The 16342-nt window shown below is 48.1% G+C and carries 14 protein-coding genes and 1 riboswitch; of the genes, 2 read left to right on the forward strand and 12 right to left on the reverse strand.

The features are described 5' to 3' along the window. Positions 1-25 precede the first annotated feature (25 nt). The 3 genes from MCG98_RS17130 to MCG98_RS17140 all read right to left on the reverse strand — a co-directional run bounded on the left by MCG98_RS17130 (position 26) and on the right by MCG98_RS17140 (position 5104). Positions 26-649 carry a TetR/AcrR family transcriptional regulator gene (locus tag MCG98_RS17130; protein ID WP_240303065.1) on the reverse strand — a complete coding sequence of 208 codons (624 nt, stop codon included), beginning with the start codon at positions 647-649 and terminating at the stop codon, positions 26-28. Next, entirely contained in the window at positions 639-4640 is a 4002-nt protein-coding gene (locus tag MCG98_RS17135) for an efflux RND transporter permease subunit (protein ID WP_240303066.1), read from the reverse strand. The genes MCG98_RS17130 and MCG98_RS17135 overlap by 11 nt, the downstream gene beginning before the upstream one ends. 206 nt (positions 4641-4846) lie before the next feature. Beyond that, positions 4847-5104 carry a hypothetical protein gene (locus MCG98_RS17140; protein ID WP_240303067.1) on the reverse strand — a complete coding sequence of 86 codons (258 nt, stop codon included), beginning with the start codon at positions 5102-5104 and terminating at the stop codon, positions 4847-4849. Between the two features lie 505 nt (positions 5105-5609). Beyond that, positions 5610-5805: riboswitch (cobalamin riboswitch) on the reverse strand. A 49-nt stretch (positions 5806-5854) separates the two neighbouring features. On the opposite strand from MCG98_RS17140, the gene MCG98_RS17145 reads away from it, so the two are divergent. Then, entirely contained in the window at positions 5855-6460 is a 606-nt protein-coding gene (locus MCG98_RS17145) for a GDSL-type esterase/lipase family protein (RefSeq protein WP_240303068.1), read from the forward strand. Between the two features lie 4 nt (positions 6461-6464). On the opposite strand, the gene MCG98_RS17150 is transcribed toward MCG98_RS17145, so the two are convergent. From MCG98_RS17150 to MCG98_RS17185, 8 genes are all read right to left on the reverse strand, one after another. Next, complete coding sequence (locus MCG98_RS17150) at positions 6465-6653, reverse strand: small, acid-soluble spore protein, alpha/beta type (protein WP_240303069.1); 189 nt, start codon at positions 6651-6653, stop codon at positions 6465-6467. A gap of 217 nt (positions 6654-6870) precedes the next feature. Beyond that, the gene (locus tag MCG98_RS17155; RefSeq protein WP_028528674.1) at positions 6871-7053 is read right to left on the reverse strand and encodes a PspC domain-containing protein; all 183 of its coding nucleotides are present in this window, start codon (positions 7051-7053) and stop codon (positions 6871-6873) included. 16 nt (positions 7054-7069) lie between these two features. Then, positions 7070-7855: a DUF4097 family beta strand repeat-containing protein gene (locus MCG98_RS17160; protein ID WP_240303070.1), complete on the reverse strand. Its 786-nt coding sequence runs from the start codon at positions 7853-7855 to the stop codon at positions 7070-7072. After that, positions 7839-8531, reverse strand: coding sequence for a DUF1700 domain-containing protein (locus MCG98_RS17165; RefSeq protein WP_240303071.1), 693 nt, complete (start codon positions 8529-8531; stop codon positions 7839-7841). Before MCG98_RS17165 ends, MCG98_RS17160 begins: the two co-directional genes overlap by 17 nt. Beyond that, on the reverse strand, positions 8528-8851 hold the full coding sequence (locus tag MCG98_RS17170) for a PadR family transcriptional regulator (RefSeq protein WP_240303072.1): 324 nt from the start codon (positions 8849-8851) through the stop codon (positions 8528-8530). Before MCG98_RS17170 ends, MCG98_RS17165 begins: the two co-directional genes overlap by 4 nt. 706 nt (positions 8852-9557) lie before the next feature. Then, positions 9558-11534, reverse strand: a complete 1977-nt coding sequence (locus tag MCG98_RS17175; protein WP_240303073.1) for a hypothetical protein — start codon at positions 11532-11534, stop codon at positions 9558-9560. Further along, the gene (locus MCG98_RS17180) at positions 11531-13609 is read right to left on the reverse strand and encodes an MMPL family transporter (RefSeq protein WP_240303074.1); all 2079 of its coding nucleotides are present in this window, start codon (positions 13607-13609) and stop codon (positions 11531-11533) included. The genes MCG98_RS17175 and MCG98_RS17180 overlap by 4 nt, the downstream gene beginning before the upstream one ends. Continuing rightward, positions 13606-13935, reverse strand: coding sequence for a hypothetical protein (locus tag MCG98_RS17185; protein WP_240303075.1), 330 nt, complete (start codon positions 13933-13935; stop codon positions 13606-13608). The genes MCG98_RS17180 and MCG98_RS17185 overlap by 4 nt, the downstream gene beginning before the upstream one ends. 213 nt (positions 13936-14148) lie before the next feature. Between MCG98_RS17185 and MCG98_RS17190 the strand changes: the two genes are divergently transcribed. After that, positions 14149-14727 (forward strand): TetR/AcrR family transcriptional regulator C-terminal domain-containing protein, encoded by a 579-nt coding sequence (locus tag MCG98_RS17190; RefSeq protein WP_240303076.1) that lies wholly within the window; start codon positions 14149-14151, stop codon positions 14725-14727. A gap of 267 nt (positions 14728-14994) precedes the next feature. Here the strand turns inward: MCG98_RS17190 and MCG98_RS17195 are convergent, their stop codons facing one another. Continuing rightward, positions 14995-16335 (reverse strand): MATE family efflux transporter, encoded by a 1341-nt coding sequence (locus tag MCG98_RS17195; RefSeq protein ID WP_240303077.1) that lies wholly within the window; start codon positions 16333-16335, stop codon positions 14995-14997. Between the last annotated feature and the right edge of the window lie 7 nt (positions 16336-16342).

A 16342-nucleotide genomic window follows, 5' to 3' on the forward strand; every position in this document is an offset into this window, starting at 1 on the left:
ATCATAATCATCTTTCCCGCTTTTGTCAAGGTTTTTTACCGCAGATTGCCCGGATACTCTCCCAGACATAGTCTTTCGCACTCTCTCTTTCCATCCGTCCGTACCCGTCCGGGAAGTTCAGATAGGAGAGATACATGACCAGAGCTGCCAGTATGGACGACGCCAGCATCGAACAGGGAATATCAGCGGACAGTTCTTCCGTCTCCTGTCCCCGCTTTGCCAGCCTCAGCAGATAATGATTGATGTCACAGGGAGAGTGTCCCTGTCTCTTAAGTTCCCTTCGAATCGATTCAGGGAGCTCATCCATCCGCTCCATCAGCTGCAACAGACGCATAAAAGAGGTTTTCCTCTCATAATTTTCCTCAATCCAGTCCAGAAGCTTTCTGATAACCTCCTCGAAACTGCCGGCAGACTGTATCATGACCTGAATCTCCTCCGCCGTCATTTCCAGTTCATAGACCAGCGTCTGCGTGATAATCTCTTCCTTGCTGGAAAAATACTCATAAACCGTGCCTTTGCCGATCCCGGCCTCCGCTGCAATCTCAGAAACTTTAAGGCTGTCCGGCGCCAGTCCTTTATCCAGGAATGCAATCACTGCCTTAAAAACCGCCTGCTTTTTCGGCGGAAGAAATAAATGTTCAGATTTCATCCAGCTCCTCCTCTCCTTCGGACCAGTATTTTTTACGGTTCAGTGCGTCGTAGATACATGGCACTACAAACAGTGTCAGCAGTGTGCCATACAGCAGACCTCCGATGACAACCACCGCCATTCCCTGCATCATATCGGATCCCGTTCCGACACCGACAGCCATCGTTGCCAGTCCCAGTATCGTTGTCAGAGCCGTCATCATGATGGGGCGCATTCTCGTTTTTCCTGCCTCGATAATGGCCTCTTTCTTCTCTGTTCCTTCCCTGCGCAGCTGGTTGATGTAATCCACCAGCACGATTCCATTATTTACAATGATACCCGACAGCATGATAAATCCGATCATGGCGATGATACTCAGATCCTGTCCCGTCAGCAACAGCCCCAGAAAACCGCCTGTAAATGCCAGCGGAATGGTAAACATGACAATAAACGGGGACAGCAGTGACTGAAACTGTGCCACCATGATCAAATAGATAAATGCAACAGCCAGCAGCAGCATCTTCATCAGCTCTGTCATCGATTCTCTGATCGTCTCATCCTCTCCCGCCATTTCAATCGTATACCCCTCGGGCGCATCGTATGATTTCAGTTCTTTATCCACCGCAGCCGCTACCTTTGTCACATTATAACCATCTGCGATGGATGCCGAAACACTGATATAACGGCTCTGTGCATCTCTCGATATTGCAGTCATCCCTTTTGCGTTCACAAAATCCACAACCTTCGTGACAGCCACTTCCTGCTCTTCACCGTCTTTGTCAGTATACGTCAGACTGAATTTTTTCACATCGCTTCTTGTATAAGTCTTTGTATTCTCATCGATGACGTCAACGTCGTAATCTTTAATATCTGTAGCGATCGAAGTCGCAGACTTTGACTCAGCCAGCTTTGCTGAAATCTGCTGAAAGACCTGTGCTACTGTAAGATTGTATTCCGACGCCTTTTCCTTATTTACTACAATTCTTTCCTCCTCGGCAGACTCCTCCTGCCCGTCGGAAACTTCTGTTGTCCCCGGAACCTTTTCCACCAGCTCCGCCACATCGGAGGCGACAGCCTGCAGCTTGTCCAGATCTTTTCCTTTGATCTCCACACTTATCCCGCTGCCTCCCAGAGCCGACATGTCCATGCTGGATGCTGATACCTCCACTTCACAGTTCAAATCCTCTGTCCGCGACAAAATCTCCTCCGCAAGTTCGTCATTTGAGAGCTCCATATCTTCCTTCAGCGTCAGATACATGGTAGCCGTCTCCGTGTCAGATCCACTTCCCATTCCCAGAAGAGCCATGCCGGAATCCGAACCCGCCATGGCTCCGATGGACTCCACATCAGGGAGACCAGAGAGCCGTTCCATAATCTCATCGGACATTTTTCCTGTCTCATCAAGAGTTGCGCCTTCGGGCATTGTTATATTGATATTGACCTGCGTGCTCTCCATTTCGGGCATGTACACCAGTCCTCTGGAAATACACAGCCAGGCGCTCACTCCGAGAAGTGCTAATGCCCCCAGAAGGACTGCCGGTTTGATACGGAGTACTTTTTTCATCACGTTTCCGTAAGCACTCAGCAGCCTGTCAAACATAGGCTGCCTTTGTTCCTTTACGTTCTTTAACATCCCCGCCGACATCATGGGCACAAGCGTCAGAGCTATGAAAAGACTGGCAAGAAGTGAATACGCAATCGTCAGTCCCATATCCACAAACAGCTGTCTCGTGATCCCTTCCGTAAACACAATCGGCAGAAATACACAGATTGTGGTAAGCGTGGAAGCCATGATAGCACCTGCTACCTGTCTCGCGCCTGCCACAGCGGCTTTTTTCCTGGTATATCCAAGGCTTCTCAGACGGTATATATTCTCTATGACAACGATAGAGTTATCCACCAGCATTCCAACACCGAGCGCCAGACCTGAAAGAGAAATAATATTCAGCGTGATACCGGAGAAATACATCAGTATGACCGCTGTCAGCACACTGATCGGGATAGAGCATGCCACGATCGACGTCGGGCGCACATCCCGCAGAAACAGATACAGCACAATGATAGCAAGAATGGCTCCATACATCAGATTCTGCAGAACAGAAGCCACTACCATATCGATGTAGATCCCCTGGTCCATCAGCACGGTAAAATGGAGTCCGCTATCTGCCTCCTGTGCACCCTCAAAATAATCCAGAATACGGTCGGAGACTTCACTGGTCGCATATCCCGTCTGCTTCTGCATGGTAAGCAGAACTCCCGGCTGTCCATTGACAGATGCATAGACTTCTGAAGAGTTATCAACCTTTATCACATCCGCCACATCGGACAGTCTGACCGGTTCGAGATCAGCAATTCCCATGTCAAAGAGTACAAGATCCCTCATCTCATCAGCATCCTGAAACTTATCACCCACGCGAACCAGATATTTGGCATTATCCTCCGTCACATACCCCGCAGGCATACTGAAGTTCTGCGCTGCAAGTATCTGTGATACCATATCCGCAGTGATCGTTTTTGCTATATCTGCGCTCTTCAGCGCTTTACTCTTCTGTTCGTCCAGTTCTTCCTGTCCGTCTTCCAGCTGCTCTTTTCCTGCTGTTATCTGGGTTTTCCCCTGCTCCAGCTGCGCTTCGCCCAGAATCATCTGTGCCTGGGCAGACGACATTTCTATCGTTGCAGATATCTGCTGGCTGTTCAGCTCGGCCAGTGCACCGTCCAGCGTCAGTTTGCCTGTATTCAGCTGTTCCTGATAAGATTCCAGCAGGGTCTTCGTATCTAGGAGTTCCGCTTTCTGTGATTCCAGTTTTGCTCTGGCATCCGCCAGATTCTGACGCTGTGTTTCCAGTTCTTTAGCACTGCTCTCAAGCAGGAGTATCTGTCCGTCCACAGCATTCAACGCTTCCTGCGCCTGGACCAGCTGTGTTTCCAGCTCTTCTCTCTGGGCTGTCTTCAGGTCACCGTCCGGAAGCACTTCCAGCTGCTCATCGATGGATGCAATACCTCCCTGCAGCTGTTCGATCCCCTCCTGCAGCGCCGTTTTCTGTGCCTGAAGCTGTCCAGTCATCTCTTCCGCCGCCAGAGCTGCCGCCGCCTCATCGATCCTGTCCTGAGCCTGGTCAAAAAGCCCGCCTTCCTTCAGCGATTCCTCCAGCACCTGCAGAGTTGTATTCACCATAGTAAGACCGTTCTCCAGATCAGTCTCATTTTTCAGGAGTTCGGACTGCGCACTGTTTAGCTGGCTCTGAGCCTGCGGAAGCTGACTGAGCAGCTCCTCCTTACCAGCTTCCAGCTGAGAACGCCCGCTGTCGATCTCGGCCTGCGCATCTGACATTTTCCGTTCGGACTCCTCCAGTTCCGTTCTGGCATCATCCAGTTTCTGCTGTGCTTCAGCAAATTCTCCACTCACGGCATTTTTGACTCTGTCGTTTACCTCATCGATTTTTTCCTGTCGAATCACCACCTGAATGCTCTCCTCGACAGTTCCCGAAGTGGAAACAGAAGCCACTCCTTCCAGGCTCTCCAGATCCGAGAGGATCTGCTGATTCGTCAGGTCGGAGATCGCCACGCTGTCCAGCCCGTCTTTTTCCACCGCTGCCACCATCACCGGCATCATTTCCGGATTCAGTTTCATGATGATGGGACTTCCCACGGTGTCGTCCCAGTAGGAACCGATCTGATCCAGGTTTTCCCGCATCTCCAGACTGACAGAGTCCATGCTCGTGGACTGCGCAAACTGGAGGATCACCAGAGAAAGATTCTCCCTGGAAACCGACTGCATATTCTCAATATTGCTGACCGTCGCCATGGCTTCCTCGATCGGCTTTGTCACTGTCTCCTCCACCTCCGACGGGCTTGCCCCCGGATAGGTGGTCAGGACGATCGCGTATGGAAGGTTGATGTTCGGAAGAAGATCCGTGGTCATTTTCGTAAACGATACAAACCCCAGGATCAGGATCAGAACCACGCCCACCACAACGGTATACGGTTTTTTAACACTGAACTTTGATAACATACTGATGCTCCCCTTATTTTTTTCCGACCGACCGGTCGGTTCTGGAATAAGTATACGCATCATCCGTGCGAAATGTCAAGCGTTGAAACTGATTCTGACACTTTCCGGGAAGTTCCTCCGGCAAAATAGATTCCGCTATCACCTACTGTACAGTCTCTGCTTTCTGTATCCCCTGTGTTTCCTGCAGATCGTGTACGATTCTTTCTTTACCATCCCGCGTTATCGTTCCACTCAATACCTGTCCATCGAGATATTACCGCCGCGCTTTCCACCTGATCAGTTTTCGAATCTTCTTTGTCCTCCGGTTCCGGCATGGCATCGACGAAAACAGCCAGTCCCGAAATCTCCGTTTCGTCTGCCTTAACCGCCTCTGGCGCGGCTGCACTCGATGCAAACGCAGTGGTAATCCCAGCTGCCAGTGCCAATGCAGCAGCAACTGCGGTTATTGATGCTTTCTTATTCATGGAACAGAATATAGTTAAGCTGTGCCTCCTCTTTACTGACCAGCGCGTGACACATAAAGTCCGGCTCTGAGCGCTGCACAGCTCCCTTGTTAATCAGTTTCTTTGCAATCGTATATGGGTGGTACGCGACCACCCGACCTGCCGGTTCAGTTTATCATATGACTTTTACCTTTTATGGCAATACAAAACGCTGTGTGGTTTTTATCCCACACAGCGTTTCGCATGTCATTAAAGTGGATGAGGCTGCTTCGGCACAATCACGAGCGTTTACAGTTAAGAGGAAATATTGAAATTATTTTAGTTGCGGAGGAAAAATAATTCAATTTAACTGTTACATCACCTAAGCATTCACCCTGCCGTTTAATTTTGCATAATCCGTATTATTAAGGTCTTTCGCCGTTTATTTATTTTGGGCATTCCATAAAAAAATGCCTACTCCGTTAATGAAAGTAGACACGAAATTTGTCACACGACAAATTAGGATGTTAAACTTTGCACGGAAGTTTCAACCTTGTACACAATAAGCAGGTTTCCTGACTTATAGATCATCACTCTATTTCCCCTTCTCATACTCTCGTACAATGGGATTATGAAATATCGCTCCCTAAATACAGTGACCGGATCGCTTGGGATTCGCACCCAATTCCCTCTTCACCAAAAAAACTTTGTTTCTCCGATGCACTTACTGTGGTAATATGGAATTATACAAGTGAATCTTACCATAACTTAAGAAAGGCGTCAAGTATTTCAATGAAAAATTTTCTCTTTATTGGAGACAGCATCACAGACAGCCATCGGTTGTTTACAGAATCCTCCTGTGACCTGGGCGATGGATATGTGTCTATGGTTCGTGATATGCTGCCCACAGACAAATATGAGATCACCAACAGAGGCCATGACGGCTTTACGTCCGAAGACGTATGCCGATGTCTTGAGCGGGACTGTCTGGCTCTTACGCCTGATCTCGTCACCATACTCATCGGAGTAAATGATATCCCTGTTGAATTATATACGGACAGGCCACGGATTCCTGCAGAATTCACACAGTACTGCCGGAGTATTCTGGAACGCATCACATCATCCGGTATCTCTTCTGTCATTTTACTGGAACCCTTTATCTTCTCATCACCGGCAGAGTACCTGCTTTGGCATCCGCTTATCCGTCAGGAAAGTGAAATCCTCCAGTCCCTGGCTTCACGCTTCGGCGCTGTTTTTCTTCCGCTCCACGACCGGATGAATGCACAAAATGATGCCCGCGGCAATACAAGCCTGACAACAGACGGCATTCATCTTTCAGAAGCGGGCAGCAGGCTGCTTGCCTCATCATGGTTATCATGTGCTGCACCGCTTCTGTAGCACATCACTCCTGATTCATCTCGCGCTTACGCTTTGTGACCAGCCCGCCAATCCTTCCGGTTTCTTTCGCTGAAAGAGTCCTCCAGCCGTTCTCCAGTACACGGTCCAGCAGTCCAAGTTCTTCAGCAATCTCATATTTCAGCTGCTCTTCCGGAGATATTTCATGTAAGTTAATATCCTTATTTTTCTTCATAAAAAAGTCACACTCCTTTTCTCTTTGGAGTATGACCTTTTTTTTCTATTTTATTCGTAACAGTTCAGAACGGCGCATCTTCTCGATCAAAAAAACCGGTCAAGAAGCATCGGATGTTCATCCGATGTGGAAATTGATATGCAAAACGACTTACAAGTAAGCTTGACGTTACTTTCCATACCAATTTCCCCGCCGTCCAAAACGGTTACTTTTATTCTCATTTCGGAATAATAATTGCGGCTATAATATATGCCAGAATCCCGGAACCGCCAAGGCACGAGAACAATACCCAGCCGAGTCTCACAAGTGTAGGATCAATGTTAAAATATTCTGCAATTCCGCCGCATACACCCGCAAGCATATAATTTGTTGATGAACGATACAATCTCTTATTTTCCATTATGATTCCTCCTTTTCTATTTATCAAAGTCAATCGTGATATCACCCACGCTGCATTTCGCATCGATCGTTCTTTTCGCTGCTTCACTTCCAATCTCTATGTCGTCATTTACATGCCATTCCTGGTCCCCATACGAGAGACGCCCCAGGCTGCACTCGCCTGAAAAATAATAATCAGCCATACTTTCCGTCATGGTACATTCGATACGTCCGGCTGAACAGTCAAAATCTGATTCACTGCTCTCAAGCAGAGCAATGCTGATCGCTCCGGCTCCGACTTCAAAACTCGCTTCCTCCGCCTTAATGAGTCCGTCACACACGAATTCTCCGCCGCCTGCATCCACAGTCACTTCCTGTGCGGTCAGACGGTCCGTTTCCAGGCTGCCGCCCTTGATGTTCAGCTCCGCGCTTTTCAGTTCCATGTTATCAGGAAGATAGATTCTGGCAACACCGCCTTTACTTCCCCAGCGGCCTTTGCTGCTCACTACAAGAGTATCGCCTTCCGTACTCACGTTGACTTTGGTCCTGGACTGATCAGCATCGACCTGAATTTCTTCAAAATTCCCATGTTCAATCTCAAACTTTCCAGCCTTCATATCCACCCTTATCCGGCGGATACCTTCAGCCTCTGCGCTGGCTGCCCCCGTAATATTGGCGCTTAGCCCCGAGATCCCCCTGTAGTAAAACGGGACAGAAACTCCCTCAAATGTGCCTCCCATGATAAATCCTGCCAGTCCAAGCCCTATTCCGGCGATCATAAGGATACCGCACGCTATGAAAATCCCTTTAAACAGCCTTTTCATCGGATTCACCTCCCCTTCCGCGGTGCATGATTCTTGAAAACCAGTTTATCAATGACCGGAAAACTCTTGGAGTCACTTTAAAGGTCAGCCAGATAAACACTGCAAAAAGCAAAAGTCCTGCGGCCAGCAGCACCATACCCGTGCCGATGGAGATCAGCCCGTTTGCCGGTGAAACAATACATTTTGCCACACCTGCCGCAAAAGCTGCAATCCCTCCCGCTGCCAGACCGATTCCCGCAGCGGCAAACGCCACATAGATCCCCAGGATGGCGGCAAAGATTCCAGCTACAAGCCCGAGTATCCCGCCTCCAAATCCCAGAAGCAGCGGTGAAGCAAAGATCAGCAGAATAATAATCAGTGCCCATCTGCCCGTTCCTCTCCTCTGTCTGCCTTCCTGTTCCGCTTTATAAGCAGGTACCTGCGTACGGTCTTTAAACCGGCTGTCCTGATATCCGTTTTCCGTGAATTCTCCGCGGCCGGGTGCCGTTCCCATACCCGCCTTGATTGTAGCTGCCACCTTTCCCGGACTGCCCAGTTCCTGAATCACGTCTGCTTCATTCTCCGGGCCGGCTTCGTCAAAATAATCATTATAATATGCGATGGCATCCTGCCGGTCACTTTCCGGTATATCCGCCAGCAGCCGGTTCAGCTGCTGCATAAATTCCTTTCTGCTCATTTACCTGCTCCCCCTTCAAAAAGTTTTGTAATCTTTGATGAGTAACTTTTCCACTCCTGCTGATAAAGCTGCAGCTGTACGCTGCCCTTTTCCGTTATTTTATAGTATCTCCTGTTACGCCCTGCAAATTCACGGTCATAAACCATCAGACATTCATCCTTCTGAAGCCTGCGCAGAACGGGATACAGTGTGGACTCGGACACTTCCAGGACCTGGCGCACGTCCTGTGTGATTCTGTATCCATACGTTCCCTCCGTCTCTGTTGACACTACCGCCAGCACAATCGCATCCAAAAGCGCCGCGCCTGTGTTAAAGACCATGCAATCACCCGTCTTTCTATAATATTATATTTTTCTTAATATTGTTTTGTTATTAATATTATACGTCATATAGTATTATATGTCAACAATATTATTTGTAACACAAGACTTTTTTCACGCACCAAAAAAGCGGACCACATTCAGGCAGCGTCCCATAAGGAACCGTCCCCACTGGCCTTTCTCGATGATGACGGGCTGGGTGTCCTCAAAAACTCACCGGTTCTCAACCAGATTTTCCATCCACTTTTTGAATTTTAAGGACTTGGTATAGGTTTTGAAGTTTACGGTACAGCCGGTGTATTCTCGTCGCTCCAATATTCCGGCGACAGATTTTGAACACCCCTGAAACTACCGTCTAAATTCGGGCTGTCGGAGATGGATATTCCCGTTTAGGTTAAAACCCTATGCGGACAATTAGAAGCTCGATTCGGGTGGGTATAAGGAATTTATCCCTCTACCTTGTTGACCGACATTTATAAGTTCCACAGTATCAAAGCTTTTTCACCCCTGATTGGCCGTTTTAGGGGTGTTTTTACAGGCGTTTTCGCAAAAAATGCCAGCATGGCTTGAAACAGCCATGCTGGCATTTCTCAGGGTTGTTAACAGCCTTGCGGGAGTAGTAACTGTAATCCTCCTGCCAAACCAAGTCCAGTACGATTAATTTCCCATTTGCTCATCTCCCCGCATTTTAATGATGAAAATCCAATTAATACACTCCGAACAATCGCAGTAATTTCTGCCAAAGGGAAAGTTCTTCTTCCATCGTTTCTTGAACCTCTCGAACCTCTTCGACTTCTATAGCTTCTGTTTGAATGACAAACTGCACCGAATCCACATTGGTATTCTTTTCAGAGACAAAGGAAACAGGATTCTCCATGCTGCCTCCAATGGATTTCAGCAGGCTGTCGATTTCTTCATCAATTTGGTCGTTCATATCCGCTGTTTCGGTACGGAATTCTCCGGTTCCGTCAGCCATTTCCCGGGCCCCATCGCAAAGGGATACAACGCCATCGTACAATTCCACGGTTCCGCCATACAGTTCTCCAGAACCGTACACCAATTCCTTGCTGCCTTCTGCCAAAGAAGATACCCCATCCATTACCTGGCTGTATCCCGCTACAATCTGGGCCACACCGCCGGTGTAGTCATCGATCCCGGAATCCAGTTCTTCATAGCTGGTCACAATCTGATTGATTCCCTCTGCCAAAGCAGAAAGATTTCCAGTCATATTACCGAGGGTATTTACAATCTGACTGATCGAAGCATCAAAAGTCTCATACTGGATATTTAACGCAGACAGCCCCTCAGTAAACGCGGGCAACTCAGCAGAGATACCATTCAGGTAGCTTTCCATCCCGCCAATGGCGGCGCTGTTCGCGTTCAGCAATCCCTTGATCTGTTCCGAGTCGGTCAATAATTGGGATTTATACTGGTTCACCAGATCACCCATACCCGGAATTGCAGAAAGCTGTTCCAGCAGGAGTTCATAACTCTGGATTGTCTCCACCGCACTGGCATTTCCAGCCGGCAGCGCATCAATATCCAGCCCGTTCTGGGCCATCAGCGCCTTGTATTGAGCATAACCAAGGTTTGCCTGCAAAGTAGCCGCACCATCATTAAGGTCACTGATGGCCTGCTTAATTTGATCGGAGGCCTCTGTGAGCATGGTCAAATCTTCATTGGTTACAGAAATAGAGTTGACCGCTGTTTGGATTGTGATCAGCGCTGCTTTAAATTCCGAAGAACCAGCGGTCAGTGCCCCCGATTGTGAATTTAAGGTATCAAGCCCGCTCTGTACAGTGGTCAATCCATTTTGCAACGTGACTACGCCCTCATCCAAAGAGGTGCCCCCGCTTTGCAGAGAAGAGGCCCCGTCTTTCAATTCAGAACCGCCATCCAACAGCTCCGCGGAGCCATCGGAAAGTTCCACCGCGCCATCGTCCAGCTGTCCCACCGCGTCAATCAGTTCATTTACCTTATCTTTCAGTTCCGTATCGTCGATTTCCACATTGAGATTCAGGTGAATGCCGTTGATGGAAACAGCACCCATCTCAAAATCGGTCACATCTGCGGTAATAGTGGTATCAATTCCCTCACCGGGCAAAACCGTATAGGTAAGCTGCTTGTCGCTGCCTACATTTGCAATGGTTGCGTCCGGGGCTGAAATATTGCTGCACTGCTCCGTGTCCAAGGCGAAAGAGGCCTGCAGAGCGTAATCATCAAAAAAGGTACCGGAACAGGCGGTGTTCTCTGTGATTTGGAAACGAATTTTCAGTTTCCCGCTTTTTCCTGCGGTCTCATTGGCGGAGCATTCCTTCCCGTCCAAATAATAACGCAGGGAGATGTTCCACGGTATTTCTGCATCCGTCAATTCCCCTTGATAGTAAGCTTTCCGTGCAGAGGTAGAAAACGTAATGGTATCCCCATTCTGCTCAATGGAGTCGCTGGTTTTCAGCATTTTTACTGAAGCATAGTCGCCATAATCGGTAATGTTTCCGCCGGGAAAGCTGTTGACTACATAGCTGTTTTTCAGTTTCCCATCAGTCTCTAATGTAAGATAGATGACCTCTTCTTTTTCTGACGGCGCCACATCTGTTGCTTCAGCAGCCAAAGCCGGAACAGCAGAGTTTAAGGCCAGCAAGCTCGCAAGCGTCATCGGTAAAATGCGCTTTAAGATTTTCATTTGGTGATTCCCTCCTTGGATTGTTTATAAAAATGCAAGTGTAATGTTGTGCGCTGGACAAGTCCATCCAGCAGGTACAGCAACCCCGGCAGTACAAATAGGACAATGGACAGGGAGAGTAGGCTGCCGATACCCAAGAACCGTCCCAGCTGGGCCAGAATACCGTGGCTGGAAAGGTACCCCAGCAGGAACCCCACTACTGCCAGAACCATGCCGGAGGTCATGACAGAGGGCGTCACCGCCGCTACGGTTTCAATCACCGCCTGCTTTTTGGCCATGTGTTCCCGGAACTCGGCATACCGCTCGGTGAACAAAATCGCGTAATCCACAGTAGCCCCCAACTGAATGGAGCTGATAATCAGGTAGGAGATATAGAAAACTGTGCTGCCCTGGAAATAAAGGATTGCCAGGTTAATCCACACGGCTGTCTCAATGGCAAGCACCAAAATCACCGGCAGGGAGAGGGATTTCATGGTTAGCAGAAGTACAAGGAACACCGCGCCAATAGCGATCAGGTTGACCTTTACCGTATCCGCTGTAATGGTATCCATCAGGTCATAGGTGCTGACGCCGCTGCCTGCCAGGTAATAGGAATCCGGGTAGTAGGTATTGACGGTATTCCGGATGTTTTCTACCAGCCTAAAGGTTTCCTCGCCCTCATAATCGGCATCCACGGTAATGACAAACCGGCTGCAATTTTCTGACACAAGCTGGGAAAAGGTGTCAGCATCCAAATACTCCATGGGGATTTCCGCACCTACGGTGTCCACATAGGAGAGGATGCTTTTTACCTGTGGGATGTCGTGGAGTGAGTTGGACAGCTCCTGTTCCGTAGCCAAGTCGCCCCGGGGTACCATAGCCACATAGGTGTCGCTCTTTCCGTAGAGCGCTTCAATGGCTGCCGTGTCTTGCCCAAGCTGGGTTTCCGCTCCGTAGATTTGAGAGGAACCATAGTAAAAATCATTGGCATTGGAAGCCAGATAGCTGGGAATGATCAAAACCACAAATACGCAAACCAACGGAATCATGACCCGGTAGATAACCCGGCCAAATCTTTTGAAGCTGGGCAAAAAGCTGCGGTGCTGGGATTTTTGCAGCCACTTCTGCGTTTCCAGAATCAAGGCCGGCATAAAAGTAAATACAGTAATCAGGCTGATGGCAACGCCTTTTGCCAGCGCAAGACCCAGGTCAGGACCAATCCGAAACTGCATAAATACCAGCGCCAGAAAACCTATGACCGTAGTCAGTCCGCTGGAAAGAATGGAACTGGTGGACTTGCACAGAGTTTCTACCATAGCCTCCTTAGAATCCGATATTTCCTTTTTGCATTCTTCAAAGCGGTGGATCAGAAAAACCGAGTAATCCAGGGATACAGCCACCTGCAAAATAGTCCCAGCCGCATTGGTCACAAAGGAAATCTCCCCAAAAATCAGGTTGGTGCCGGAGTTGATCAAGACAGCCACACCTAATCCGAGCATGACCAAAACAGGCTCCAGCCAGGAGGTGGTAGTTAGAATCAGCATGACAAAAACAAACAGGATGGCAAATGCCGTAATCTTATTGATTTCACTGACCGTCCCTGTGGTGGCCACCGCCGTGGATACTGCGTCGCCGGTAAGCGCATTTTCTTCTCCCACGATCCCCCGGATAGCGTCCACGGCTTCCACCTGTTTTCCATCCTCGATGGTCACGGTAAAGAGGGCGGCGTTGTCTTTATAATAGGTTTCCACGGTGTCCTGGTCCATGGTTTCGATGGGCCGCAGAATATCGGCGGCGTCATCCAGCCACATAACATCTCTAACCCCTTCGCAGGCCGAGATTTTTTCCTTGTAGTCTAAAGCCTCTGGTATGGTGACATCCTTTACCATCACACGGGCATTGGGAATACCTCCTTCAAATTCTTTCTCCATGACTTCCAGGGAAACGGTAGAGGCAGTATCCTCCGGGAGATAGTCCGTCATGTCGTAGTTGACCCCGACCATTCCCGAAAGGACAGCGCCTATGGCTGCCATTAGAAGGAAACAGATAATTATTTTCTTTGGGTTGTCAACAATAATCTGATAAAATTTTCTCATGTGGTCTGCTCCTTTTCCTCTGCGGGGAAAGGAGCAGATGCCGTACCGGTAATCTCAAAGTTTTCCCGTTCCCCGTTTAGCCTTAATACCAGTGTCTCTTTCGTGATCCGTCCTACGGCGTCATAGGGGATAGTACGCATCAGCGTCGTCAACTCCCCTTTAATCTGGCAGGCGCCCTTTTCATTGATGTTTCCGTGAAACGGATTGGCTTTCTTCAGAATATCCAGTATCCCGTTAATTTTACTGTTATCCACAGTGACAGACATCGTTCCATATCTGACCCCGATGGAGGTCTGCATAATTACATCATAGCTGACATTCCACATATACTTTCGCTCCTTTCTTGCATCATAAACTCTAATATAGAGGATTTGATTTCTGAAAAAAACGGTCAAAGTATGGTCAAATGAGAGATATGGGACAAATCCCCGTTACTTGATGAAGAAGATACCGGACAAAAGTTTCACAATTGTCCGTAGAAAGATTTACCGGGCAAGTGTATAATAAGTTATAAGATATGTGGGGAGGATGTAAAGGCGATGACAAATGAAGAATTGTCTCTTAAAACCAAACAGTCGCTTGCCCAGGCGCTGAAAAATGCAATGGAACACAAAAAGCTTTCTAAAATCACCATCAGCGAGTTGTGTGCTGTTTGCCGGATAAACAGAAAGACATTTTACTATCATTTTGAGGATATATATTCTCTTTTGAAATGGACACTGGAACAGGAAGCTGTTGAAGTGGTAAAGAATTTTAATTTGGTGGTCAATACGGAAGAAGCCCTTCGGTTTGTTATGGAATATGCAGATGAGAATAAGCACATTATAAACGGTGCTTTCGATTCTATGGGATATGAAGAAATCAAACGATTTTTCTACAATGATTTATTTTCCGTTATTTACGGAGCGGTTGAACAGGGGGAAGAAGAATTACAGATAACCTTGGATTCACAGTTCAAAAACTTTTTAGCGGCTTTTTATACAGAAGCTTCCGCCGGACTTCTGATTGAATGGGTTAAAAATAGGATGACACAGGATAAAGAAACCATTTTACAAAGTCTTTTGTCTATTTATAAGATTTCAATTCCTGCAATTTTGAGAGAAAAAAAGAAATACTGACTTCGCACCGTCCAAAATACTTGTTGAGGGATTCCCCCCCCCAAGCCCCCAGGATCGCCACCTTCGGTGACGGCCACGCATCCTTCGGACGCTGAAAATTTGAAAAAGCAAAAGAAAAACTCTATGCAAATGGTTAGTCCATTTACATAGAGTTTTCTTATTTCCCGTTCATTTGGCATGAGTCAGTATTTTTGCAATACTTCTTTATGCTCCCCTGCCTTCCTGCAGCCCGCCGTTCTTTTCGCCTGTCAGCTGGTAAATACTTTATCACACAGACATGTTGCGATTCATATGATTCCATTTTTCTGTTTTATAAAAGTACAGCGAGAATATCATCGCGACGATCCATCCCAGCGGCCATGCCATCCAGATGCCTGTGGACCCAAATTTCAGCGGAAGGATAAAAACAAGTATAACTCTCAGTATCAAATCCGAGAATGTTGTAAACATAAAACACGCAATCGCCTCTCCGCCTCTCAGCACTCCATCACAGACCAGCTTGATACTGACAGGAAAATAAAACGGGGCTACGATACCCAAAAACATTTTTCCGACAGCTATTACATCCGCACTCTCAGAGCTTACAAAAATTCGCATTACACTTCCGCCGAATACCAGGTACAGCACAGTAAACGGCAGCGATACCGCCAGAGCGATTCTCACACCGGAGCGCATCCCCTGCCTGACACGCCGGATCAGTCCTGCGCCTATGTTCTGAGCAGAAAAGCTGGATAATGCGCTTGACAGCGTTGTAAACAACGTGATGGTAAATGTATTAAGCTTAATCGCAGCAGAATAGCCGGCAATAACGGTAGAACCATATCCATTCACAACCCCCTGTACAAACAGGTTTCCCACAGATACAAAACTCTGCTGTAAAATACTCGGCACTGCCATACGTGCAATCCTGCCAAGCATCGGCATGGAAAATTTTTCATACACTGAAGTCTCTATTTTCCCCAGTCTTCTGAGCAGAACGGCAAAAGCAAGAACAGCTGCAGTACCCTGTGCAATGAAGGTCGCCCACGCGACACCGCCCACTCCCATCTCAAGACCGACCACAAAAAACAGGTCCAGCGCAATATTACCGAGTGATGAGGCGATCAGAAAACAGAGCGGCGTCATTGAATCACCGAGCGCTGTAAAGGTTCCGGTACAGATATTATACAGGAACACAAACAGAAGACCTGCAGTATAGATCATAAGATATACTTCCGAATCCCCGAATATATTATCCGGCGTGTTCAGCAGACGCAGCAGACGACCGCTGAACATCATGCCTCCCGCGGTCATCACAAGGCTCAGCGCTGCAGAGGATATCAGCGACGTAAAAATCGCCGTCTTCATCTTCCCGTACTGTCCTGCACCGAACAGCTGTGAAATGATCACGGAGCATCCAACATTCATTCCTATGGCTACCGCCATAAAGATCATCGTGACCGGATAGGACGCACCGACCGCTGCCAGCGCCTCATCTCCGATAAACTTACCAGCAACCACGCTGTCCACAATATTGTACAGCTGTTGAAATATTACGCTGCCCAGCATGGGCAGAGTAAACGTCCACAGCAGCCTGTTTGGGTTTCCCTTTGTCAAGTCTTTTATCATATCCCGT

It is taken from the genome of Ruminococcus sp. OA3 (assembly GCF_022440845.1).
GTDB lineage: Bacteria > Bacillota > Clostridia > Lachnospirales > Lachnospiraceae > Ruminococcus_G.